Below are 21,191 nucleotides of genomic sequence, written 5' to 3'. Positions count from 1 at the left end.
GGACGGGCTCCGTCGGAGTTTACATCGTCAAGATATCTGGCCCCGAACGTGACAATGTCAAGATGCGGGGCGGCGGATCGCCCGATGCGACCGCCACCCGGCGCCAGGCCGGTCCTCGCTCAGCGCGCGCAGTGCACGCAGCGTTCGGCCATCGGATCGATCTGGAGGCGCTTTTCCGCGATCAGCTCGCCGCAGTCCTCGCAATAGCCGTATTCGCCGGCCGCGATGCGCCGTTCGGCCATCTCGATGCGCACGAGATCGCGCTTGCGGGCGCGCTTTGCGGCCTGCGCCATGGCCTGCTGCTGCATTGCGTCCATGCGCGACAGCCGGCCCACGGCGACCTGATCGAGCTCGACGGGCGCGCCCGCGTCCTCGCCGAGCGCGACAAATCGTTCGATTTCCGCGCGCAGTGCGGCAAGCCGCGCCTTGGCCTTTTCGATATCGGCTGTCATAGGGGAACGATAGATAGGGCGCCGCGGCGGCGCAAGGGATCGGGGGAGACCGAAATGATCTGGCTGGTGCTCGGCATCGTCGTTTTTCTGGGCGTTCATTCGGTGCGCATGGTCGCGCCGGGTCTGCGCGAGCGTGTCATCGCCGAGCGCGGCGAAGGCACATGGAAGGGCATCTACTCGGTCGTCTCGCTGGTCGGCTTCGTGCTGCTCGTCTGGGGCTTCGGCCAGGCCCGCATGGGCGCGCCGATCCTGTGGACGCCGCCTGTCTGGCTGGCGCACATCAACCTGCTGCTGATGCTGATCGCGCTGATCGTGCTCGCGTCCTATGCCGTGCCCACCGGCCACATCAAGCGCGCCGCCAAGCACCCGATGATCCTGGCGGTGAAGATCTGGGCGCTCGGTCATCTGCTCGCCAATGGCGATCTGGCCTCGCTGATCCTGTTCGGCAGCTTTCTGGCCTGGGGCGTGTGGAACCGCATCTCGCTGAAGCGGCGCGGCGCGCCCGATCATGGCGAACCGGCCCTGCGCAACGACGTCATTGCCGTCGTCATCGGCACGGCGGTCTATGTCTGGTTGCTGTTGCAGGGCCATCAATGGCTGTTCGGCGTGCCACCCATTGCCTGACCGGGCCGCTCTCACCACTTACAATCCGGCTCCAATCACGATACAGGGCTGCCACGAACGCAGCACAAGCGGTTTATTGCCATGTCCGACGACGGTTTTTTTCGCGAGGTCGAAGAAGAGCTCCGCTCCGACCGGCTCAAGCGGTTCTGGGATCGCTACGGCCTGATCATCATCGCCGTTGCGGTGCTCGCCGTTGCGCTGACGGCCGGCTATCGCGGCTGGGAGTGGTACAGCGCGCGCCAGGCCTCGGCCTCCGGCGACCGCTTTCTGGAGGCGCTCAACCTGGCCAATGAAGGCAACAACGAACAAGCGCTCGCCCGGCTCGAGGCGCTGCAGGCCGACGGCCACGGCCAGTATCCCGTGCTCGCCCGCATGCGCGCGGCGACCGTCCATCATGAGGCCGGCAATGTCGACGCCGCCGTCGAGGCCTTCGACACCATCGCCGACGATCGGTCGGTCCCCGGCGCCCTGCGCGACCTGTCGCGGCTGCGCGCCGCCTATATCCTGGTCGACCATGGCGACTACGGACAGGTCGCCGCCCGCGCCGAACAGCTCACGGCGCCCGAGAACCCGCTGCGACACTCGGCCCGCGAGGCGATCGGTCTGGCCGCCTACAACGCCGAACGCTATGGCGACGCCAAGCGCCTTTTCGACGAGATCGTCGCCGACGAGCTGTCGCCGCCGGGCCTTGCCAACCGCGCCCGGATCATGCTCGAGCTGATCGACGCCAAGGGCGCGGTCGCCGAGGGCTGATGGCGTTCACCATCGCCATTGTCGGCCGGCCCAATGTGGGCAAGTCGACCCTGTTCAACCGGCTGGTCGGGCGCCGTGTGGCGCTCGTGCACGACGAGCCGGGGGTGACCCGCGACCGCCGTCGCCACGAGGCGGCGCTCATGGACCTCCAGTTCGACGTCATCGACACGGCCGGGCTGGAGGAAGGCGATGCCGCCAGCCTTCCCGGACGCATGCGCGCCCAGACCGAGATCGCCATCGAAGAGGCCGATCTGATCGTCTTCATGATCGATGCCCGGGCCGGCCTGACCGCCGCCGACCGCACCTTCGCCGACCTTCTGCGCCGTTCCGGCCGGCCGGTCGTGCTGGTCGCCAACAAGGTCGAGGCGCGCGCCGCCGAAACCGGCCTGTACGACGCCTATGAGCTCGGCCTGGGCGAAGCGGTGCCGGTCTCCGCCGAGCATGGCCTTGGCCTGTCCGATCTGCGCGATGCGATCGTCGCTGCCGTCGGCGAGGATCGCGCCTTCGGCGCGGCCGCCGGCAGCGAGGGCGAGGAGGCCGAGACCGATATCGATGTCGACGATACGCAGGACGAAGATGTCGAGGTCGCCTATGACGAGACGCGGCCGCTGCGCATCGCCATTGTCGGCCGGCCCAATGCCGGCAAGTCGACGCTGATCAACAGGCTTGTCGGCGAGGATCGCCTGCTGACCGGCCCCGAGGCGGGCATCACGCGCGATTCGATCTCGGTTGACTGGCAGTGGCAGGGCCGCAAGGTGCGCCTGTTCGACACCGCCGGCATGCGCCGCAAGGCGCGCGTGGTCGAAAAGCTCGAACGGCTGTCGGTTGGCGACGCGCTGCGCGCCATCCGCTTTGCCGAGGTGGTGGTCGTGGTGCTCGATGCGCTGGTGCCGTTCGAAAAGCAGGACCTGCAGATCATCGATCTGATCGCCCGCGAGGGCAGGGCGCCGGTCATCGCCTTCAACAAGTGGGATCTGGTCAAGGACCGCCAGGCACTCCTGAACGAACTGCGCGCCCAGACCGAGCGCCTTCTGCCGCAGATCCGCGGCGTGCGCGCCGTGCCCGTCTCGGCGGTCACCGGCCGCGGGCTCGACCGGCTGATGGAGGAGATCGTCGCCACCCACAAGGTCTGGAACAGCCGCATCTCGACCGGCCGGCTCAATCGCTGGCTCGATGCGGTGGCCCAGCATCACCCGCCGCCCGCCGTCTCCGGCCGGCGCATCAGGCTCAAATACATCACCCAGGCCAAGACCCGCCCGCCCGGCTTCGTGCTGTCGTGTTCGCGGCCCGAGGCGCTGCCCAGATCCTATGTGCGCTATCTGACCAACGCCCTGCGCGAGGATTTCGAGCTTGCGGGTGTGCCCATTCGCCTGATGCTGCGCGCCCCCGCCAACCCCTATGCCCACAAGGCGAAGACCGCCGATCGCCGCACCCGTTAACCCTGCGGCGGTTTTCGACGATTTTTCACAAAATGTGAGAGCCCGCTTAACGCCTCATCAAGGTTAATGCCGCAATCTCGGGCCAAGTCGCCTCGCGTCATCGTGCCGTTGGAGTTGCGTTTTGCCTGCTTTGCCCCGCGTCAAGCTCGTTGTGCCGTTCGCTGTCGCCTGTGCGTTCGTCCTGTCCAATCCCACAACGACCTCGCTGCAGGACGTTTCGACCCTGGTCAGCGGCGTCGACGGTCCGAGCGCCGAACGCTGGAAGGTGCATGTCAGCCGCGCCGGCGTCGGCTCGGTCCATGCCGCCGAGATCGATTTCGCCATCGATCCGGGCGTGACCGGCTCGATCAGCAAGCCCGCCTCGCTCGATTCCGGGCTGGGCTCGGTCGCCATGGTCACCGACAAGACGGTCGTGCCGAACACGCCCGACGAGGCGCGCATCAACCGGTCGGAAAAGTCGGGCCGCATCCGCGCGGTCACGCCGGCCGCCCCGCCCAAGGATTTTTCGGCCGGATCGATCCTCGAGCGCCAGTCGAGCCTGACCGATCCGCTCGGCGATGCGGCCGTCAAGATGGTGTTCGCCAGGCCGCGCATCGACAAGGGCGAGGAACTCGACATCGCGCTTGCCTTCCACAAGCGCGAGCCCAGGCGTGTCGACCCGGGCGTGCCGCGCATGCTCGCCTCGCTCGTCACCAACCCCAACCCCGACGTGCTCGCCACCGCCTATGCGCCGCCCGAGCCCGATTTCGCGGTCGAATCGCCCTTTGCCAGCCTGCTCGGCGAAGAGGAGGCCGCGCGCGGCCGCTTCATCCCGCCGGTTCCGCGAAACGACCATTCCTGGGCCGACAATCCGCTGCCGGCCAAGGTATTCTCCGCGCGCGAGCAGAAGTGCCTTGCCGAAGGCATCTATTTCGAAGCGCGCGGCGAGATCGCCAAGGGCCAGGCCGCCGTCGCCCAGGTCATCCTGAACCGGGTGCGCAACCCGGCGTTTCCGAACTCGATCTGCGGCGTGGTCTACCAGAACCGGCACTGGCGCAATCGCTGCCAGTTCTCCTTCGCATGCGACGGCATTCGCGATCGAATCACCTCGCGCTATCACTGGCAGATGGCAAAGGACATCGCCATGGCCGTGACCGCCGGCAAGATCTGGCTCGACGAGGTCGGATCGTCCACGCACTACCACGCGACCTATGTCAATCCGCGCTGGGCGCGCTCGATGAAGCGGCTGACCCGCATCGGCCTTCACATCTTCTATCGCACCTATGGCGGCGGCTGGAGCTGAGCGCCCGGCGCCGGCCGTCCAGCCGCCCGCGGCCGCCATCTGCGACGAATTGGCAATTGCTTGTCAAGCTGCTGAAAAACAAACAGATTTTGGCGTTTTGCAGCGCAGTGACGGCGGCTTGACGAATGTGGGGCCCGAAACTATGTTGCCCGCGAATTTGAGGCGGCTGTGAGCCTGTCTCGCGCAGCAAGGTCGGGGGCATGGCACAGCAAGAGCCAGGTGATCGCCCGGTCGACGATGCGCAGGCCGGGGACACTGTTTCATCGGATCACAGTGCCGATCTGGAGCATCGGCGCCGGGCGCTTGCCGAAGCGCTTGCGCGCAAGCCAGGGCCGAAGGGTGCCGACGATGATCCGGAGAAGCACGATCAGGCCGGATCGGGATTTGGCGCGGCACTGAAACTGTCCAGCGAGTTCATCGGGGGCGTTTTGGTGGGAGCCGGGCTGGGCTATCTGGCCGACGAGTTCGCCGGCACGAGGCCCTGGGGGATGATCGTCTTTCTCCTGCTCGGGTTTGCCGCCGGTGTGTTGAACGTCTTGCGCGCGACCGGAAGGGTTGCCGAGCCGCGCGCGAACGGGCTAAGGGACCCCGGCCGTTCCACGCGGGAGCGGTCGGACAAGTCGGATTGACGGCAGGCCGGTCGGCTTGTCGGCCAGTGGCAAACGGAGACAGGCACGGTGGCGCAGGATCCCATCAAGCAGTTCGAGATCAACACGATCGTGCCGCTGCAGAACGTGGCCGGCCTCGACCTTTCCTTCACCAATTCCTCGCTGTTCATGGTGGCCACCGTGGCGACGGCCTCGGCCTTTCTGTATTTCGGTTCGGCCAATCGGGGCCTTGTCCCCTCGCGCCTGCAGTCCATGGCCGAGATGTCCTATGAGTTCGTGGCGTCCATGCTGCGCGATGCGGCCGGCAGCGAGGGGATGCGTTTCTTCCCCTTCGTGTTTTCGATCTTCATGTTCGTGCTGTTTGCGAACCTGTTCGGCATGGTGCCCTATTTCTTCACCGTTACCAGCCACATCATCGTCACCTTCGCGCTCGCGCTTCTGGTGATCGGCACGGTGATCGTCTACGGCTTCATGCGCCATGGCCTGAAGTTCCTCGGCCTGTTCGTGCCCGAAGGCGTGCCCATGGCGGTAGTCCCGCTCGTCGTTGCCATCGAGGTGATCTCCTTCCTTTCGCGCCCGATCAGTCTGTCGGTGCGCCTGTTTGCCAACATGCTGGCCGGGCACACGGCGCTGAAGGTCTTCGCCGGCTTTGTCGTCTCGATGACCTCGCTGGGCGCGCTCGGGGTGATCGGCTCGGTTCTGCCGCTGATCATGGTGATCGCCATGACCGCCCTGGAGTTCCTCGTTTCGTTCCTGCAGGCCTATGTCTTTGCGGTGCTCACCTGCATGTATCTCAACGATGCGGTGCACCCCAATCACTGAGCTTCATCGCGGCGCCCTGCGCCGACCCACCCTTCGCACATTCCACCCAAAGGAGCAGATTATGGAAGCGGAAGCAGCGAAATACATCGGCGCAGGTCTGGCCTGCTTTGGCATGGCCGGCGCCGCCCTCGGCCTTGGCCAGATCTTCGGAAGCTATCTTGGTGGCGCCCTGCGCAACCCCTCGGCCGCCGATGGCCAGTTCGGCCGCCTGATCTTCGGCTTCGCGGTGACCGAGGCGCTGGGCATCTTCTCGCTGCTGGTGGCCCTGTTGCTCCTGTTCGCGGTCTGATCGTGCGGTTCGCCCCGCCGGTCGGCGCGCCGGCGGCGGGGCGCTCCTGACTGTGACGGCAATGGGAACACGTGTCATGTTCATCACTTCCGCAATGGCAGCCACCACCGAGGGCGCGGCCGCGGCCGCCGTGTTTCCGCCCTTCGATTCGTCGACCTACGCCTCGCAGCTGTTCTGGCTGGCGATCACCTTCGGCCTGTTCTACTGGGTCATGTCCAAGGTGCTGGCGCCGCGCATCGCCGACATCCTGGAAACGCGCCAGGATCGCATCGCCCAGGATCTGGACATGGCGCGGCAATTGCAGGACGAGGCCGATGCGGCCCACGCCGCCTACGAACAGGAACTGGCCCAGGCCCGCGCCACCGCCGGCGAAATCGGACAGAAGGCGCGCGACAAGGCCAAGGCCGACGCCGAGGCCGAGCGCCAGAAGGTGGAGGCCGAACTGGGCCGGAAGCTCGCCGACGCCGAAAGCCGGATCGCCGAGATCCGCGACAGGGCGCTGGGCGAGGTCGACACCATTGCCGCCGACACCACCGGCGAGATCGTCGAGCGTCTGGTCGGATCCAAGGTCACCAAGGCCGAGCTGACCAAGGCCATCGGCGCGGTGCGCAGCTGAGGATACGCAGATGATCGACTCAAGCTTCTGGGCCTTTGTCGGCCTGATCATATTCTTCGCCATCATCTACTACTTCAAGGTGCCGGGCATGGTGACCCGCGCGCTCGACAGCCGTGGCGACAGGATCCGCAACGAGCTCGAGGAAGCCCGGCGGCTGCGCGAGGAGGCCCAGCAATTGCTGGCCGACTACCAGCGCAGGCGCAAGGAATCGGAGAAGGAAGCCGAGAGCATCGTTGCCGCCGCACGCAACGAGGCCGATCAGATCACCGCCGAGGCCAAGGCCAGGACCGAGGAGTACGTGGCCCGGCGCACGGCGATGGCCGAGCAGAAGATCGCCCAGGCCGAACTGGACGCGGTCAATGCGGTGCGCGCGACCGCGGTGGACGTGGCCGTGGCGGCGGCCGAGCGTCTGATGGGCGAGAAGATGACGACCAAGACCACGAGCGACCTGTTCAAGGCATCGCTCGAACAGGTCAGGACGAATATGAACTGAATGCGCGCGCCGCGCGGACGCGTCAGGCCGCGCCCTTGGGCGCGGCTTTTTCATGAGCGGCCAGCGGCCGGAAGCTGAAGCGGTGGATCCGCTCGACGCCGCCGTGCAGTCCGATGGCGACGCGATGGCTGGCGACGCTGTAGCCCTTGTGCGCGGAGAAGCCGTAATGGGGATGGGCGCCGCACAGCCGCTCCATCATGCGGTCGCGCGTGACCTTGGCGACGATCGAGGCCGCCGCCACCGAGACCGACAGCCCGTCGCCGCCCACCAGCGCCCTTGCCAGCAGCGCCGGCGGCAGGTTTTCGGGCACGTCCCGGCCGTCACACAGCGCACCGTCCGAATGCGGCGTGATCGCGCAGATGCAGCCGCGCATCGCCTCAAGGCTCGCCTTGCGGATGTCGCTGCGGTCGATCGTCGCCGCGCAGCGGCTGGCGATGGCCACCCCGCGCGCGCCGGCCATGATCGCATCGAACAGTTCGGCGCGCCGCACGGGGGTCAGCACCTTGGAATCGGCCAGCCCGTTCACGGGCGTGCCGGCATCCAGGATGACCGCCGCGGCGACCACCGGCCCGGCCAACGGTCCGCGTCCGGCCTCGTCGACGCCGCAGATGCAGGCGCAGCCCGACCGGGCGAGCGCGCGCTCGAAGCGGTCGTCGGGCGCCGCAGGCCCGTCGGTGAAAAGAGGCGGAGAATCGGTTCGCACGCGCGCCATGGGCCATGGTCAAGCATGGCGACCGATTCTCCGCAAGGCCCGTCTCTGGCGAAGCCGGGTGAGGGGCGGTTCACCTTGCCGGACGGGCCCCGACCGGCCCGGGCGGGGACAGGCGGGCCGGATTGCGGTTGCTACAACAAGGCCAACTGCTCGCCCCTGGCGGCCGGACGCACGAAAAGATCGGTGCGCAATTGCCGGGCGCGGGTGTTCAGCTTCAGCCGCTTGCAGGTCATCTCCACCCGCCGGCCGATCTGCCAGGCATAGGGGCCGGTGCCGCGCATGCGCGTTTTCCAGCGCGCATCATAGTCCTTGCCGCCGCGCATGGAGCGCACGAGATTCATCACGTGCCGGTAGCGCTCCGGATAGTGCCGCAGCAGCCATTCCTTGAACACCGGCGCCACTTCCAGCGGCAGCCGCAGCAGCACATAGCCCGCCTGCACCGCGCCCATTGCCGCCGCCGCGTCGAGAATGCGCTCGATCTCGTGATCGTTCAGCCCCGGGATGACCGGCGCGACCATCACCGACGCCGGAACGCCGGCCGCATTGAGCGCGCCGATGGCCTCGAGCCGCCTGGTCGGCGTCGATGCTCGCGGCTCCATGGTTCGCGCCAGGCGCCGGTCGAGCGTGGTGACCGAAAGCGCCACCTTGGCCAGGCCCTTTTCGGCCATCCGGCCCAGAATGTCCGCATCGCGCACCACCAGCGCCGACTTGGTGACGATGCCGACGGGATGGTTGTAGCGCTCCAGCACCTCCAGGATCGACCGCATGACCAGCCACTGCCGCTCGATCGGCTGATAGGGATCGGTGTTGGTGCCGATGGCCAGCGGCCGCACCTTGTAGCCCGGCCGCGACAGTTCGCGCTCGAGCAGCTGCGCCGCATCTGGCTTGACGAACAGCCGCGATTCGAAGTCGACGCCCGCCGACATGCCCGCATAGGCATGGGTCGGCCGTGCAAAGCAGTAGACGCAGCCATGCTCGCAGCCGCGATAGGGGTTGATGGACCGGTCAAAGCCGATATCGGGCGAATCGTTGCGCGTGATGATGGTGCGCGCCCGCTCCACCTGCACCTCGGTCTTGAATGGCGGCAGGTCCTCCAGGCTATGCCAGCCATCGTCGACGTCGACGCGACTGAGCGCCTCGAACCGGCCCGCCGGATTGATGGCGCTGGCCCGGCCGCGCACGCGCCTTTCGGCGAGCCGCAGGCCCGACCCTTCGATATGCCCGTTGGCCCGGGCCACGCCGTCTTCGGCGTTGCCGTGCCCCGCGAGCCTGTCGGCTGTCGCGATTGCCTTCACCTCGGCTCTCCTATCATTCGGAACTGACAATATTCCTAGCCGACGCGCAGGAACATTACAAGAACAAATTTGCCCGATTTTGCCTTGCCCGGTGACATGCAGTAGGCCGGTGCCATGCTTACGGTCGTGATCCCCACAATGGCCGGCGACGATGAGCGGCTGGCCCAGACGCTGGCCGTTCTGGTGCGCCACGCGGTCAGCGGCGCCATTGTCGAAGTCATCGTGCTCGACGGCGCCGATGACGGCGAACAGCGGCGCGTGGCCGAAGTGGCCGGCTGCCGTTATTGCCGGGCGGAGGCGGCGCACCTGCCCGATCTTCTGGCGCAGATGCGCGGCACATGGGTGCTGGTGCTCGAAGCCGGTGCCCGCCCGGTGGGCGCGTGGATCGACGCCGTCGAGGATCACATCAACGCGGCAACGCGCGCCTCCGGCGCCGCCCGCTTTCGCATCGCGCCCGACCCGGCGGCCAATTGGTGGCGGCGGCTCTGGGGGCCGCGCGTGCCGGCCCGGCCCTTCGCCCGCGGCTTTCTGATCTCCAGGGCGCAGGCGAGCGCGCTGTCAGGCGATGGACGGCCGCTCGGGGCGCTGCCGCGCGGTCTTGCCGTGCGCACGCTGCCGGCGGCCCTTTCGCCGCGCCATTGATCCGCCTCAGCGGCCGCCGCGCCTGAGGTGCTCGTCGAGCCGCGGCATGATCTCGACGAAGTTGCACGGCATGTGCCGGTAGTCGAGCTGGGCTTTCAGGATGCCGTCCCAGGCGTCCTTGCAAGCGCCCGGCGAGCCCGGCAGCACGAAGACGAAAGTGGTCCCGACCAGCCCCGCCGTCGCGCGCGACTGGATCGTCGAGGTGCCGATCTTGTCGAACGAGATGCGGTGGAAGAGCTGTCCGAACCCGTCCATCCGCTTGTCGAACAGCGGCTCGATGGCCTCGGGCGTCACGTCGCGGCCGGTAAAGCCCGTTCCGCCGGTGGTGATGACCACGTCGATCGACGGATCGGCGGCCCACGCCTTCACGCGCCCGGCGATACGGTCGGCATCGTCGGTCGCGATCGCACGGTCGCCGACCCGGTGGCCGGCCGCTGCGATGCGCTCGGTCAGCGTGGTCCCCGACCGGTCGTCTTCGAACGTGCGCGTGTCGGAAACCGTCAGCACGGCGATGGTCAGGGCGATGAAGGGTCGGGTTTCGTCGATGCCGGTCATGTCGGGTTCGCTCCGGATCGTGCGGTTGGGCGGTTGAGTTCGCTCACTTGCACCCACCAGCCCGGCTCGGCAAGAGCGATGGCGCGCGCCGCCGTCGCCGCCTCGGAGGGCGAACCGTAAAGGCCGAAGCAGGTCGCGCCCGATCCGGACATGCGCGCGAGCATCGCGCCACTGCGCGCGAGCGCGGCCAGGCAATCGCCGATGGGCGTTGCGCGTTCGCTCGCCGGCGCCTGAAGGTCGTTGCGGGTCGATCGGGCGAGCCAGCGCGCGAGGGTCGGGGCGCTGTCAACCTTCGTCGGCATCGCCGGCAGGGGCGCGTTGCCCGGTTGCGCGAGCCCGGCGAACACCGCCCGCGTCGACACCGCGATGCCCGGATTGACCAGCACCGCCGGCAGCGCGGGCAGGCCCGTGACCGGCGAGAGGTCATCGCCGATCCCGCGCGCGATCGCGGGCTGGCCGGCAAGACACATGGGCACATCGGCGCCGAGCGCCGTCGCGATCTCGGCCGTCGCATCGCCGAGCGTGGCGCACGGAAAGGCCCAGTGCGCGGCGAGAAGCCGCAGGGCGGCCGCCGCGTCGGCCGATCCGCCGCCGATGCCCGAGGCGACGGGCAGGCGCTTGTCCAGGGCAAGCGCCACCGGCGCGGCCGCGCCGCCCTCGGCCTCGATCCGCGCGCGCAGCCAGTCGCGGGCCCGGGCGACCAGATTGTCGGCCAACCCATCGTGCCGCAGCGGCCCGGAAAAGGGGCCGTCGATGGCGAGCCGGTCGCTTTCCGCCGGCGTCAGGGTGAGCCGGTCGGCCGCCGCACCGTCGGCAAAGACGACAAGGCTGTCGATCAGGTGATAGCCGTCGGCGCGCCGGCCGGTGACGTGCAGGCACAGATTGATCTTGGCCGGAGCGATGGCGCTCCGCTCCGCCCCGTCGGTCATCATCGGCCGGGGCGGGCCGCCCGGTCAGCCGTCATTGTCGGTGGGCGCGGTGGCCTCGGCCTGCTCGGCCGCGCCTTCATCGACCCGGCTGGTGGCGATGGCCGGTTCGATGTCCGGTGTCTGCGCCGCCTCGAGCTTGGCGCGTACCAGGGCGAGGTCCTCCTCGTCCATTTCCATGCCGAGCACGCGCGACCACTGATAGGTCGCCTCGAGCATGCGGCCGACGCGCCAGTAGGCATCGCCCAGATGGTCGTTGATGATCGCATCGCGCGGCCGCAGCTCGGTGGCGCGCTCCAGATGCTCGACGGCCTTGTCGAACTCGCCCAGACGATAATAGGCCCAGCCCAGCGAATCGACGATGTAGCCGTCGCGCGGGCGCTGCTCGACCGCCTTGCGGATCATCTCGATGCCCTCGTCGAGATGCATGCTCATGTCGATCCAGGAATAGCCCAGATAGTTGAGGACATCGGGCTGGTCGGGCGACAGGGTGAGCGTGTACTTGAACACGCGCTCGGCTTCCGGCCAGCGGTCGGTGCGCTCATAGGCGATGCCGAGCCTGTAGTGCAACTGCCAGAAGCGCGGATCATCGAGATCCATCGTCTCGATGGCGCGCTCATAGACGCTGGCGGCCTCCTCGAACTCCCTGAGCGAGGCGTGCACGCCCCCAAGGGCCAGATAGCCGCGAAAATCGGTCGGGTTCTCCGCGATGAGCTTGCCGAGCGTCGCCTTTGCCTCGTCGTCGCGCCCCAGATCGGACAGGGCAAGACCCCGCTGCAGCGCCGCGATATGGGCCAGCGGGGCCTCCTCGTCGATTTCCGCATAGTAGCCGATTGCCTTTTCCGGCTGGCCGAGCCGTTCGGCGATGGTGCCGAGCTCGAACAGGATCTGCGGTTCGCCGGGCGCGGCCGAACGCGCCAGTTCCAGATAGAGCGCGGCGAATTCCTCGGCGCCGTCGCGATTGATCGCCGAACCCAGATTGAGCAGGATCTCGGCCACCCCGCGCGCCGCCGAGCCGATGGGCGCGCCGGCACCGTCGGAAAGATCGATGGTCTGGCGCAGCACCAGAAGGTCGGGATTGTTGGGCGCGATGCCCAGCCCGCGCTCGATGATCTCGGCGGCTTCCTGAACCCGCCCTTGCCGCGCCAGGAACCGCGCGTGCGCGGCGGCCAGGCGGATATAGGTCAGCGGCGAGGCGCTGCCGCCGGCGGAATTGTTGAGCGCGTCCTCAAATCGCCGCTCGGCGTCTTCGGCAAGGCCGGCCGCATCGGCGATGAGCCCGCCATGATAGGCGACGAACAGCGCGTACCATTCCGGACCCGAAAGCTCGTCGAGCAGCGACAGCGCGCCCTGCGTATCGCCGGCGCCATGGCGCGCCCAGGCCCGCATGACGCCCGTCAGAAGCCGCTCCAGTTCGTTCTCCACATAAAGGATCAGCAGCGGCTCGGCATCGCCATAGCGGCCGTCGCGCACAGCGTCGACGCCGAGCACCAGCCGCGCCACGCGCTCGGAGTCGCGGCTGTCCTTGAGCGCCCTCGCATAGGGGATCGCCGCTTCGACCTGGCCATCGGTGACCAGCGCGATCATCAGCTCGCGCTGCAGCGATTCGTTTTGCGGGTCGAACCGCAGCGCCTGCATGTAGTAGCGCGAGGCCGCGTCGAAATCGAAGTCGCCGCGCGCGGCGTTGGCGGCCAGATAGGCGCCGGCGAACGAGCGCGTGGAGGCCGTGTCGGGCGTGTCGGCGCGCGCCTGGGCGGCGCCGGTGCCGGCGACCGCGACAATCAGGCAGGCCGCGATCGCGACGCGGGTGGGAAAGCGTTTGGTGGCCATCATCGCAGCAGAACCGGTTCCTTGTTGGCGCAGATCGAAGCAGTAGCGGTCACAATGACCGTTTTGTGGTGGCCCCGCAATCGGCCCGGCGGGACAAATGTCGCGCCGGTTTCACGGTCAGTTGAGCCGCGAGATGCAGAAGTCGACCACGTCGAGCAGCGCGTTCTTGTGGGCGCCGGCGGGCAGCGGGGCGAGCGCGTCGCTTGCCGCCGCGCCGTACTGGCGGGCGCGCGCGATGGTGTCGGCCAGCGCGCCATGGGTATCGAGCAGGGTGCGCGCCCGGCGCAGGCGGCCGTCGTCATTGTGGCCGTCCTCGATGCTCGCCTTCCAGAATGCGCGTTCGTCGGCATCGCCTCGTTGATGGGCGAGGATCACCGGCAGGGTGACCTTGCCCTCGCGGAAATCGTCGCCGACATTCTTGCCCAGTTCGCCCGCATTGCCGCCATAGTCGAGAACGTCGTCGACGAGCTGGAACGCCAGGCCCAGGCTGAGCCCGTACTCGCGCATGGCGACGCGCGCCTCCGGCGATGCGCCCGCCACGATCGGTCCCACCTCGGCCGCCGCCAGGAACAACGCGGCCGTTTTGGCCTTGATGACGGCCAGATAGTCCTCTTCGGTGGTCGCAAGGCTCTTGGCCGCCGCAAGCTGCATCACCTCGCCCTCGGCGATGATCGCCGAGGCGGTGGACAAAACGTCGAGCGCGTCCATCGAGCCGACATCGACCATCATGCGAAAGGCCTGGCCGAGCAGGAAGTCGCCGACCAGCACGCTCGCCTGGTTGCCCCAGATCATGCGCGCGGTCGGCTTGGACCGGCGCCGGTCGCTCTCGTCGACAACGTCGTCGTGCAGCAGCGTGGCGGTATGCATGAACTCGACGCTGGCGGCGAGCTTGACATGGCCGTCGCCGCGATAGCCGAACATTTCCGCGCCGGCGATGGTCAGCATCGGCCGCAGCCGCTTGCCGCCCGAATTGATCAGATGGTTGGCCACTTCGGGGATCATCTGCACGTCCGAGCCGGCCTTCTCGAGGATCAGCGCGTTGACGCGCTCCATGCCCGGCCTCGCCAGCGCGGCGAGCGCGCCGATGCCTGCTTGTTCTTGTGTGACCGAAACCGCGACACCCACGCCCGCTCTCCTCGACTTTTTGCGCGCAAACTAGGCGCAAGCCCCCCGGGCGGCAAGCGGCGAATTGGCACGTGCCGGCCACGGCGCTTGTCACGGTCGTGAACGCGCGGCGCTTGCCCGGCGCCTCGCAACGTCGTAACCGGAAGACGTGGAAGAACTCATGCGCACCAACAATGCCGTCACCTTGTCCTTCGTCGAGGCGCTGATGCGCGACGCGGGCATCGGCGTGATGATCGCCGACCAGAACATGTCGATCGTCGAGGGCTCGATCGGCGCGATCCCCCGGCGCATCCTGGTCGAGGCCGACCGCATCGAGCAGGCCCGCCGGATCATGCGCGACGCCGGGCTCGGCCATGAACTGAGGGCATGAGCGCAAGCGACGCGGCGACCGGCGGCATCGCCACCACAACCGATGCCTTTCACCGCGGCGGCTTCCTCGTCGTCCAGCCCGCCCGCGGGCACCACCGCTCCGGGCTCGATGCGATGCTGCTCGCCGCCTGCGTCGAGGACGGCTTTGCCGGCACGCTGGCCGATCTCGGGGCCGGCGCCGGGGCGGCCGGTCTCGCCGTCCTCAATCGGTGCCCGAAGGCCCGCGCCGTGCTGGTGGAGAACGATCCGGTCATGGGCGGTTGCCTGCGCGCGACATTGCGCCTCGAACACAACGCCCATCTGGCCGGCCGTGCCCGGATCGTCGAGGCCGACCTCACCGCGACAGGCAAGGCGCGCGCGGCGGCAGGCCTGGCGGACCGGCATTTCGATCGCGTCATCGCCAACCCGCCCTTCAACGATCCGCGCGACCGCGTCTCGCCACGGCCGGGCCGGGCGAGCGCCCATGTCATCGACGCCGAGACGATGACCGCCTGGATGCGCACCGCCGCCGCAATCTGCCGGCCCGGCGGCCGGCTCGCGCTGATCGTCCGCCCCTCCATGCTCGCCCATTGGCTGAGCGCGCTGGAAGGCCGGTTCGGCGCCATCGCCATCCGGGCCGTTCATCCGCGCACCGAGGCGAACGCCAACCGCGTCCTGATCGGGGCGGTCCGCGGCAGCCGGGCGCGCATGACGATCCTGCCCTCGCTCACCGTGCACGCGAACCGGGGCCACACGCTCACCGAGCGGGCCGAGGCGCTGACCAACGGCCGCGCCGCGCTGCCTATGTCAGGCTGAGGCGCTGTTCCTGCCGACCGCGCGCCAGCCGATATCGGAGCGGCAGAAGCCCTCGGGCCAATCGATCGCCGCCACGCCCCGATAGGCGCGCTCGCGCGCCGCCGCGACATCGGCGCCGATGCCGACCAGATTGAGCACGCGCCCGCCATTGGCGACGATCCGGTCGTTGCGCCGCGCCGTGCCGGCATGGAACAATTCCACGTCCTCGATCGCCTGCGCCGCCTCGATGCCGCCGATGACCGAGCCCTTTTCGGGGGTGTCCGGATAGCCGCGCGCGCACATGACGACCGCCAGCGCCGCCGCGTCGCGCCATCGGATATCGACATCGTCGAGCGTGCCGTCGGCGGTCGCCATCAGGATCGTCAGCAGGTCGCTGTCGAGCCGCGCCATCAGCACCTGGCATTCCGGATCGCCGAAACGGACATTGTACTCGATCAGCTTCGGCCCGTCGGCGGTGATCATCAGCCCGGCATAAAGCACGCCCGAGAACGGGCAGCCCATCTCGGCCAGCTCGGCGACGGTCGGTCCGACGATCGTGTCCATCACCTGGCGCTGCATCGCCTCATCGAAGATCGGCGCCGGCGAATAGGCACCCATGCCGCCGGTGTTGGGGCCGGTATCGCCATCGCCGACGCGCTTGTGGTCCTGCGCCGAGGCGAGCGGCCGCGCGGTCCGGCCGTCGCACAGGCAGAAGAAGCTGACTTCCTCGCCCTTGAGATATTCTTCGATCACCACCTCGGCGCCGGCCTCGCCGAACGCGCCCTCGAAGCAGTCCTCGATCGCCGCCATCGCCTCTTCGAGCGTCATGGCGACCGTCACGCCCTTGCCGGCGGCGAGCCCGTCGGCCTTGACGACGACCGGCGCCCCTTGCGCCCGCGCGAACGCCTTGGCCTTGGGCGCGTTGTTGAAGCGCCGATAGGCCGCCGTGGGGATGCCGAACCGTGCGCACAGATCCTTGGTGAAGCCCTTCGAGCCCTCGAGCCGCGCCGCTGCCGCCGACGGGCCGAAGGCGGCGATGCCGGCGGCGCGCAGATCATCGGCGAGCCCTGCGACCAGCGGTGCCTCCGGACCGATCACGACCAGACCAACGCCCTGGATGCGGCAGAAATCGACGACCGCGCCGTGATCGGCGATGTCGATGACGGCATTGGTCGCGATCGCCTCGGTGCCCGGATTGCCCGGCGCGCAGATCAGCGCTTGCAGATCGGGCGAAGCGGCGAGCTTCCAGGCGAGCGCATGCTCGCGACCGCCCGATCCGATCAGCAACACCCGCATGCTTTGCGCTCCGTTCCTTCTGGCGTTTCGGCAGGCCGTTGGCGCTACGCGCTGATCGGACGCGGGTCAAGATCACCTTGGCGCTTGATTTTTGGTGGCCGGCTTGCCAGCACGCCGCCATGGACGACGTGCAGTCAAAGCAGCGCCAGGGCCGCGTGGCCGACGCGCCCTCGGGCCACTGGGTCTATGCGGCGCTGCCGCGCGCGGCCTGGCCCTATGCGCAGCTCGCCCGCTGGGACCGGCCGATCGGCTGGTGGCTGCTCTTGTGGCCATGCTGGTGGTCGGCCGCGCTCGCCCCGTTCGGCGCGGGCGCGCAGGTGCCCGTCGCCGGCCTGCCCGACCCCTGGCATCTCGCCCTGTTCCTGATCGGCGCCATTGCCATGCGCGGGGCGGGCTGCACCTATAACGACCTCGTCGACCAGAACATCGACGACCAGGTGGCGCGCACCCGTTCGCGCCCGCTGCCGTCGGGAAAGGTCAGCCGGTTTCAGGCCAAGGCCTTCCTTGTCGGCCAGTCGCTGGTCGGCTTTGTCGTCCTGATCCAGTTCAACGTGTTCGCCATCTGGCTTGGCATCGCCTCGCTCGCCGTGGTCGCGGTCTACCCGTTCGCCAAGCGCGTGACCGACTGGCCGCAATTCGTGCTCGGGCTCGCCTTTTCCTGGGGCGCGCTGATGGGCTGGGCGGCCGTGCATGGCGAGCTCGCCGCGCCGGCGCTTCTGCTTTATGCCGGCGCCATCCTCTGGACGATCGGCTATGACACCATCTACGCCCATCAGGACAAGGAGGACGACGCGCTGGTCGGCGTGCGCTCGACGGCGCGGCTGTTCGGCGCGCGCACGCGTTGTGCGCTCGTTGTCCTTTACGGCGGCATGCTGGCGCTGCTGACGGCGGCGTTCGCGGCGACGGGCGTGCCGCCGCTGGCCTATCTCGGCCTGGCCGCCGCCGCGCTGCACATGGGCAACCAGATCCGCGTGCTGGACATCGACAACGCCGACCAGTGCCTGGCGCTGTTCAGGTCCAATTCCAGTGTCGGCTGGCTGATCTTCGGCGGGCTGGTGATCGCCGGCCTGGCGCAGGCGCTGTGAGGAAGCGCTAGCGCTCGTCGCGGGCGATGATCTCCTGGCCGGCGACGGTCAGCCGCACGCCCAGATTGCCCAGCCGCCGGCGCGCCAGAAAGCGCGGCCGCCGCTCGGCGAACATGGCGTGATGGCGGCGCGGCTGGCTGCCGCCCATGATGATCGCCCTGGCGCTCTCTTCGAGCGTGCGCGCCACGCCGTCGGCTTCGACCATCATCATCGGCAGGCCGAGAAGCTCCGACCAGTGCTGCCAGTCATGGGCGATCTTGTTCAGGTCGTGGCCGACCGTGAGCGGCACGCACAGCGCCTCGTCGTCATGCAGCAGTTCGAGCGTGACCAGCGCGCTTTCCGGGCCGGTCTCGGTGGCCCGCGCCACCACGCCGCGAAACACCCGCCGGGGCAGCGCCACGTGCAGCGGCAGGCCGGACTGGGGAAGCGTGCGCTTGAGCGTCGCTCCGTTGCGGTCGACGGTGATGGTGACCTCGCCGGACTGGGTTGCGTAGCAGAGCTTTTGTGGCAGCCGTTCCGGATCGAGCCGGAATTGCTGGCCCGCCCAGGCCGGTTGCGCGCCGGTGGTCATCATGTGGACGCCTCGCCTGTTGTCCTGAGAGCCGCGGGCCTGTGGCCTCTTCGGTCCCTGTTCCCTGCATGCCGGGCGATTTGTGTCCATCGCCTCGACAGGGCCAGACTAGCCCGGCCCGCCCAAGCAAGCGCTAAGGAACGCGGTTAAGAAAGCCTGATTGGACAGATGGTTAGCGAACCACCAACCGGGTCGTGGCAATGCGAGGCGATGCGTCGCCGTCCCGCCGCGCGCTCGCACCTTGACCGCCTGGCACGGCCGTGCCAACTGGCCGCCACAATCCCAACCGGCCGAACGCACCTTCATGACCGCCCATTCGCCCGACGATCCGCAGCATCCCACGCGCTCCTTCCAGGGCCTGATCCTGACGCTCCAGGACTACTGGGCGCGGCGTGGCTGCGCGATCCTGCAGCCCTATGACATGGAGGTCGGCGCCGGCACCTTTCATCCGGCCACCACGCTGCGCTCGCTCGGTCCCAGGCCGTGGAAGGCGGCCTATGTGCAGCCCTCGCGCCGGCCGACAGACGGGCGCTATGGCGAGAACCCCAATCGCCTGCAGCACTATTACCAGTTCCAGGTGCTCCTCAAGCCCTCGCCGCCGGACCTGCAGGCGCTCTATCTGGGCTCGCTTCAGGCCATCGGCATCGACCCGCTGCTGCATGACATCCGCTTTGTCGAGGACGACTGGGAGAGCCCGACGCTGGGCGCCTGGGGGCTCGGCTGGGAGTGCTGGTGCGACGGCATGGAAGTGTCGCAGTTCACCTATTTCCAACAGGTCTGCGGCATCGAGTGCGCGCCCGTTTCCGGCGAACTCACCTACGGCCTCGAGCGACTGGCGATGTATGTGCAAAATGTCGACAACGTCTACGACCTGAACTTCAATGGCGGCGAGGGCGAGGACAGGATCAGCTATGGCGAGGTCTTCCTGCAGGCCGAGCAGGAATATTCGCGCCACAATTTCGAACTGGCCGATACGGCCATGCTCAAGCGCCATTTCGAGGATGCCGAGGCCGAATGCCGGGCGCTGCTCGCGGCCGGCGCGCCCGGCGAGGGCACCGGTGACGGCCTGCACAAATGCGTGCTGCCCGCCTACGATCAGACCATCAAGGCATCGCACGTCTTCAACCTGCTCGACGCGCGCGGGGTGATCTCGGTCACCGAGCGCCAGAGCTACATTTTGCGCGTGCGCGATCTGGCCAAGGCCTGCGGCGAGGCGTTCCTGATGACCCGGGCCGGCGGCGCGCGATAGGCGCGCCGTACGCGCGCAAGCTCGATCGGATCACCCACAATAACGTGAACCGGTGTGATCGCGGCGCGATCATCCGCGCGGGCCCGCCTCCGTAGCAGGTTGCATCGGCGCACCCGCGTCGGATCGAACCCGCTCAAGGAGGACTACCCATGCGCAAACTGCTTATCGGCGCCGCCCTTTCCGCCGCGCTCTTCGCCGTCCCGGCCAAGGCCGCCAACATCGTCGAGGTCGCCCAGGATGCCGGCACCTTCGGCACGCTGCTGGCCGCAGCCGAAGCCGCCGGTCTGGCCGGCGCCCTTGCCGAGGGCGAGAACCTGACCGTCTTCGCCCCGACCGACGATGCCTTTGCCGCCCTGCCGGCCGGCACTGTCGAAAGCCTGCTCGAGCCCGAGAACAAGGACCAGCTCGCCGCGATCCTCAGCTATCACGTGCTGCCGCGCGAACTGGCGTCCAACCAGCTTCCGGGCCGCCAGATCCACATCCGCACGATCAAGTCCGGCGGTGACCGCCTTCTGGCGATCGAGAAGGACGCACACACCGGCGCGGTCGTCGTCGACGGCGCCAATGTCGTCGCCGCCGACATCCGCGCCGACAACGGCATCATCCATGTCATCGACAAGGTCATGCTGCCCTCCAACTGATCGGCACCGCCGGCAATGCATGGCCCCGTCCGCACCTGCGGCCGGGGCTTTTCCACTGGATTTGACACGCTGTCGCCGGCCCCACATCCCGCGTGACTTCGCGCCCCGGCTTGGTTAGGTTCGGCGCGCGCTTTCGATTGACGGAGAGGCCCATGTTCGGCGGCGGCACAATCACACTGATCATCGTCGTGGCGCTCGCTGCCTATGCGATCGTCACCTACAATGCGCTCGTGCGCGCCCGTCAGATGGTCCAGGAGGCCTGGAGCGGCATCGACGTGCAGCTCAAGCGCCGCGCCGACCTGATCCCGAACCTGGTCGAGACCGTCAAGGGATATGCCGGCCACGAGAAGGAAACGCTCGAGCGCGTCACCGAGCTGCGCACGCGCGCCCAGAACGTGCCGGCGGACGATGTCGCCGGGCGCGCCGCCGCCGAAGGCTTGCTGAGCCAGGCGCTCGGCCGGCTGTTCGCCGTCGCCGAAAGCTATCCCGACCTGAAGGCCAACCAGAACTTCGCCGATCTGCAGGAGGCGCTGGAGGAGACCGAACGCGAGATCCAGATGGCGCGGCGCTACTACAACGGCTCGGCGCGCGAACTGAACGTCAAGGTCGAAAGCTTTCCCTCCAACCTCGTCGCCAACACCTTCAACTTCGTGCAGGCCGACTATTTCGAGCTCGAGGACCCCGGCGACCGCGCCGTGCCGCAGGTCGCCTTCGGAAACTGAGACCGCCTGCCGGGGAGATGC

The 21,191-nt window shown here is 68.3% G+C and carries 25 protein-coding genes; 16 read left to right on the top strand and 9 right to left on the bottom strand.

The window, feature by feature from the left end:
- Positions 1-119: 119 nt before the first annotated feature.
- Entirely contained in the window at positions 120-452 is a 333-nt protein-coding gene (locus RBB34_RS13060; RefSeq protein WP_306119662.1) for a TraR/DksA C4-type zinc finger protein, read from the bottom strand.
- Positions 453-506: 54 nt separating this feature from the next.
- Here RBB34_RS13060 and RBB34_RS13055 point away from each other — a divergent pair, with 54 nt between their 5' ends.
- The 9 genes from RBB34_RS13055 (at position 507) to RBB34_RS13015 (ending at position 7,378) form a co-directional block, all read left to right on the top strand.
- Positions 507-1,076 (top strand): NnrU family protein, encoded by a 570-nt coding sequence (locus RBB34_RS13055; RefSeq protein WP_306119661.1) that lies wholly within the window; start codon positions 507-509, stop codon positions 1,074-1,076.
- An 81-nt stretch (positions 1,077-1,157) separates the two neighbouring features.
- Complete coding sequence (locus RBB34_RS13050; RefSeq protein WP_306119660.1) at positions 1,158-1,829, top strand: tetratricopeptide repeat protein; 672 nt, start codon at positions 1,158-1,160, stop codon at positions 1,827-1,829.
- A complete protein-coding gene (gene der / locus RBB34_RS13045; protein ID WP_306119659.1) occupies positions 1,829-3,268 on the top strand; it encodes a ribosome biogenesis GTPase Der in 1,440 nt (479 codons plus the stop codon). The genes RBB34_RS13050 and der overlap by 1 nt, the downstream gene beginning before the upstream one ends.
- A gap of 151 nt (positions 3,269-3,419) precedes the next feature.
- A complete protein-coding gene (locus RBB34_RS13040) occupies positions 3,420-4,550 on the top strand; it encodes a cell wall hydrolase (RefSeq protein ID WP_306119672.1) in 1,131 nt (376 codons plus the stop codon).
- 200 nt (positions 4,551-4,750) lie between these two features.
- Complete coding sequence (locus tag RBB34_RS13035; protein WP_306119658.1) at positions 4,751-5,179, top strand: AtpZ/AtpI family protein; 429 nt, start codon at positions 4,751-4,753, stop codon at positions 5,177-5,179.
- Positions 5,180-5,227: 48 nt separating this feature from the next.
- Positions 5,228-5,980: a F0F1 ATP synthase subunit A gene (locus RBB34_RS13030; protein ID WP_306119657.1), complete on the top strand. Its 753-nt coding sequence runs from the start codon at positions 5,228-5,230 to the stop codon at positions 5,978-5,980.
- A 61-nt stretch (positions 5,981-6,041) separates the two neighbouring features.
- A complete protein-coding gene (locus RBB34_RS13025; RefSeq protein ID WP_306119656.1) occupies positions 6,042-6,269 on the top strand; it encodes a F0F1 ATP synthase subunit C in 228 nt (75 codons plus the stop codon).
- A 76-nt stretch (positions 6,270-6,345) separates the two neighbouring features.
- The gene (locus RBB34_RS13020; RefSeq protein ID WP_306119655.1) at positions 6,346-6,885 is read left to right on the top strand and encodes a F0F1 ATP synthase subunit B; all 540 of its coding nucleotides are present in this window, start codon (positions 6,346-6,348) and stop codon (positions 6,883-6,885) included.
- Positions 6,886-6,898: 13 nt separating this feature from the next.
- Positions 6,899-7,378: a F0F1 ATP synthase subunit B gene (locus RBB34_RS13015; protein WP_306119671.1), complete on the top strand. Its 480-nt coding sequence runs from the start codon at positions 6,899-6,901 to the stop codon at positions 7,376-7,378.
- Between the two features lie 22 nt (positions 7,379-7,400).
- Here RBB34_RS13015 and RBB34_RS13010 read toward each other — a convergent pair whose 3' ends face one another.
- Together RBB34_RS13010 and RBB34_RS13005 are read right to left on the bottom strand one after the other, a co-directional pair.
- Positions 7,401-8,090 (bottom strand): ribonuclease HII, encoded by a 690-nt coding sequence (locus RBB34_RS13010; RefSeq protein ID WP_306119654.1) that lies wholly within the window; start codon positions 8,088-8,090, stop codon positions 7,401-7,403.
- Between the two features lie 131 nt (positions 8,091-8,221).
- Positions 8,222-9,385: a PA0069 family radical SAM protein gene (locus tag RBB34_RS13005; RefSeq protein WP_306119653.1), complete on the bottom strand. Its 1,164-nt coding sequence runs from the start codon at positions 9,383-9,385 to the stop codon at positions 8,222-8,224.
- Between the two features lie 114 nt (positions 9,386-9,499).
- Between RBB34_RS13005 and RBB34_RS13000 the strand changes: the two genes are divergently transcribed.
- Positions 9,500-10,027, top strand: coding sequence for a glycosyl transferase (locus RBB34_RS13000; protein ID WP_306119652.1), 528 nt, complete (start codon positions 9,500-9,502; stop codon positions 10,025-10,027).
- A gap of 6 nt (positions 10,028-10,033) precedes the next feature.
- Here the strand turns inward: RBB34_RS13000 and moaB are convergent, their stop codons facing one another.
- The 4 genes from moaB to RBB34_RS12980 all read right to left on the bottom strand — a co-directional run bounded on the left by moaB (position 10,034) and on the right by RBB34_RS12980 (position 14,424).
- A complete protein-coding gene (gene moaB / locus RBB34_RS12995) occupies positions 10,034-10,582 on the bottom strand; it encodes a molybdenum cofactor biosynthesis protein B (RefSeq protein WP_306119651.1) in 549 nt (182 codons plus the stop codon).
- On the bottom strand, positions 10,579-11,511 hold the full coding sequence (locus RBB34_RS12990) for a 4-(cytidine 5'-diphospho)-2-C-methyl-D-erythritol kinase (RefSeq protein ID WP_306119650.1): 933 nt from the start codon (positions 11,509-11,511) through the stop codon (positions 10,579-10,581). The genes moaB and RBB34_RS12990 overlap by 4 nt, the downstream gene beginning before the upstream one ends.
- A gap of 24 nt (positions 11,512-11,535) precedes the next feature.
- On the bottom strand, positions 11,536-13,341 hold the full coding sequence (locus RBB34_RS12985; RefSeq protein WP_306119649.1) for a tetratricopeptide repeat protein: 1,806 nt from the start codon (positions 13,339-13,341) through the stop codon (positions 11,536-11,538).
- A gap of 114 nt (positions 13,342-13,455) precedes the next feature.
- Positions 13,456-14,424: a polyprenyl synthetase family protein gene (locus RBB34_RS12980; RefSeq protein ID WP_306119670.1), complete on the bottom strand. Its 969-nt coding sequence runs from the start codon at positions 14,422-14,424 to the stop codon at positions 13,456-13,458.
- Positions 14,425-14,611: 187 nt separating this feature from the next.
- Here RBB34_RS12980 and RBB34_RS12975 point away from each other — a divergent pair, with 187 nt between their 5' ends.
- A complete protein-coding gene (locus tag RBB34_RS12975; RefSeq protein WP_306119648.1) occupies positions 14,612-14,833 on the top strand; it encodes a DUF2007 domain-containing protein in 222 nt (73 codons plus the stop codon).
- Positions 14,830-15,627 carry a methyltransferase gene (locus tag RBB34_RS12970; protein ID WP_306119647.1) on the top strand — a complete coding sequence of 266 codons (798 nt, stop codon included), beginning with the start codon at positions 14,830-14,832 and terminating at the stop codon, positions 15,625-15,627. Before RBB34_RS12975 ends, RBB34_RS12970 begins: the two co-directional genes overlap by 4 nt.
- Here RBB34_RS12970 and purD read toward each other — a convergent pair.
- Entirely contained in the window at positions 15,619-16,902 is a 1,284-nt protein-coding gene (gene purD, locus RBB34_RS12965; RefSeq protein ID WP_306119646.1) for a phosphoribosylamine--glycine ligase, read from the bottom strand. The two genes, RBB34_RS12970 and purD, sit on opposite strands and share 9 nt — an antisense overlap.
- 119 nt (positions 16,903-17,021) lie before the next feature.
- Between purD and ubiA the strand changes: the two genes are divergently transcribed.
- Positions 17,022-17,987 carry a 4-hydroxybenzoate octaprenyltransferase gene (gene ubiA / locus RBB34_RS12960; protein ID WP_306119645.1) on the top strand — a complete coding sequence of 322 codons (966 nt, stop codon included), beginning with the start codon at positions 17,022-17,024 and terminating at the stop codon, positions 17,985-17,987.
- Between the two features lie 7 nt (positions 17,988-17,994).
- On the opposite strand, the gene RBB34_RS12955 is transcribed toward ubiA, so the two are convergent.
- Complete coding sequence (locus tag RBB34_RS12955) at positions 17,995-18,561, bottom strand: DUF6101 family protein (RefSeq protein ID WP_306119644.1); 567 nt, start codon at positions 18,559-18,561, stop codon at positions 17,995-17,997.
- A gap of 301 nt (positions 18,562-18,862) precedes the next feature.
- On the opposite strand from RBB34_RS12955, the gene RBB34_RS12950 reads away from it, so the two are divergent.
- The 3 genes from RBB34_RS12950 (at position 18,863) to RBB34_RS12940 (ending at position 21,170) form a co-directional block, all read left to right on the top strand.
- Positions 18,863-19,807 carry a glycine--tRNA ligase subunit alpha gene (locus RBB34_RS12950; RefSeq protein WP_306119643.1) on the top strand — a complete coding sequence of 315 codons (945 nt, stop codon included), beginning with the start codon at positions 18,863-18,865 and terminating at the stop codon, positions 19,805-19,807.
- A 149-nt stretch (positions 19,808-19,956) separates the two neighbouring features.
- Complete coding sequence (locus tag RBB34_RS12945) at positions 19,957-20,448, top strand: fasciclin domain-containing protein (protein WP_306119642.1); 492 nt, start codon at positions 19,957-19,959, stop codon at positions 20,446-20,448.
- A gap of 152 nt (positions 20,449-20,600) precedes the next feature.
- Complete coding sequence (locus RBB34_RS12940) at positions 20,601-21,170, top strand: LemA family protein (RefSeq protein ID WP_306119641.1); 570 nt, start codon at positions 20,601-20,603, stop codon at positions 21,168-21,170.
- Positions 21,171-21,191 lie beyond the last annotated feature (21 nt).

The sequence above is a fragment of the Roseitalea sp. MMSF_3546 genome, from assembly GCF_030732865.1.
Lineage (GTDB): Bacteria > Pseudomonadota > Alphaproteobacteria > Rhizobiales > Rhizobiaceae > Roseitalea.
Note: the sequence above shows the minus strand (reverse complement) of the source record. Positions and strands in the feature narration are given on the sequence as shown.

Coding starts and splice junctions, on each gene's coding strand:
- RBB34_RS13020 (WP_306119655.1), top strand. CDS start 6,346: ATGTTCATCACTTCCGCAATGGCAGCCACCACCGAGGGCGCGGCCGCG.
- RBB34_RS12950 (WP_306119643.1), top strand. CDS start 18,863: ATGACCGCCCATTCGCCCGACGATCCGCAGCATCCCACGCGCTCCTTC.
- RBB34_RS13060 (WP_306119662.1), bottom strand. CDS start 452: ATGACAGCCGATATCGAAAAGGCCAAGGCGCGGCTTGCCGCACTGCGC.
- der (WP_306119659.1), top strand. CDS start 1,829: ATGGCGTTCACCATCGCCATTGTCGGCCGGCCCAATGTGGGCAAGTCG.
- RBB34_RS13050 (WP_306119660.1), top strand. CDS start 1,158: ATGTCCGACGACGGTTTTTTTCGCGAGGTCGAAGAAGAGCTCCGCTCC.
- RBB34_RS13010 (WP_306119654.1), bottom strand. CDS start 8,090: ATGGCGCGCGTGCGAACCGATTCTCCGCCTCTTTTCACCGACGGGCCT.
- purD (WP_306119646.1), bottom strand. CDS start 16,902: ATGCGGGTGTTGCTGATCGGATCGGGCGGTCGCGAGCATGCGCTCGCC.
- RBB34_RS12945 (WP_306119642.1), top strand. CDS start 19,957: ATGCGCAAACTGCTTATCGGCGCCGCCCTTTCCGCCGCGCTCTTCGCC.
- moaB (WP_306119651.1), bottom strand. CDS start 10,582: ATGACCGGCATCGACGAAACCCGACCCTTCATCGCCCTGACCATCGCC.
- RBB34_RS13000 (WP_306119652.1), top strand. CDS start 9,500: ATGCTTACGGTCGTGATCCCCACAATGGCCGGCGACGATGAGCGGCTG.
- RBB34_RS13035 (WP_306119658.1), top strand. CDS start 4,751: ATGGCACAGCAAGAGCCAGGTGATCGCCCGGTCGACGATGCGCAGGCC.
- RBB34_RS12990 (WP_306119650.1), bottom strand. CDS start 11,511: ATGACCGACGGGGCGGAGCGGAGCGCCATCGCTCCGGCCAAGATCAAT.
- ubiA (WP_306119645.1), top strand. CDS start 17,022: ATGGACGACGTGCAGTCAAAGCAGCGCCAGGGCCGCGTGGCCGACGCG.
- RBB34_RS12940 (WP_306119641.1), top strand. CDS start 20,601: ATGTTCGGCGGCGGCACAATCACACTGATCATCGTCGTGGCGCTCGCT.
- RBB34_RS12985 (WP_306119649.1), bottom strand. CDS start 13,341: ATGATGGCCACCAAACGCTTTCCCACCCGCGTCGCGATCGCGGCCTGC.
- RBB34_RS13055 (WP_306119661.1), top strand. CDS start 507: ATGATCTGGCTGGTGCTCGGCATCGTCGTTTTTCTGGGCGTTCATTCG.
- RBB34_RS13025 (WP_306119656.1), top strand. CDS start 6,042: ATGGAAGCGGAAGCAGCGAAATACATCGGCGCAGGTCTGGCCTGCTTT.
- RBB34_RS12970 (WP_306119647.1), top strand. CDS start 14,830: ATGAGCGCAAGCGACGCGGCGACCGGCGGCATCGCCACCACAACCGAT.
- RBB34_RS12955 (WP_306119644.1), bottom strand. CDS start 18,561: ATGATGACCACCGGCGCGCAACCGGCCTGGGCGGGCCAGCAATTCCGG.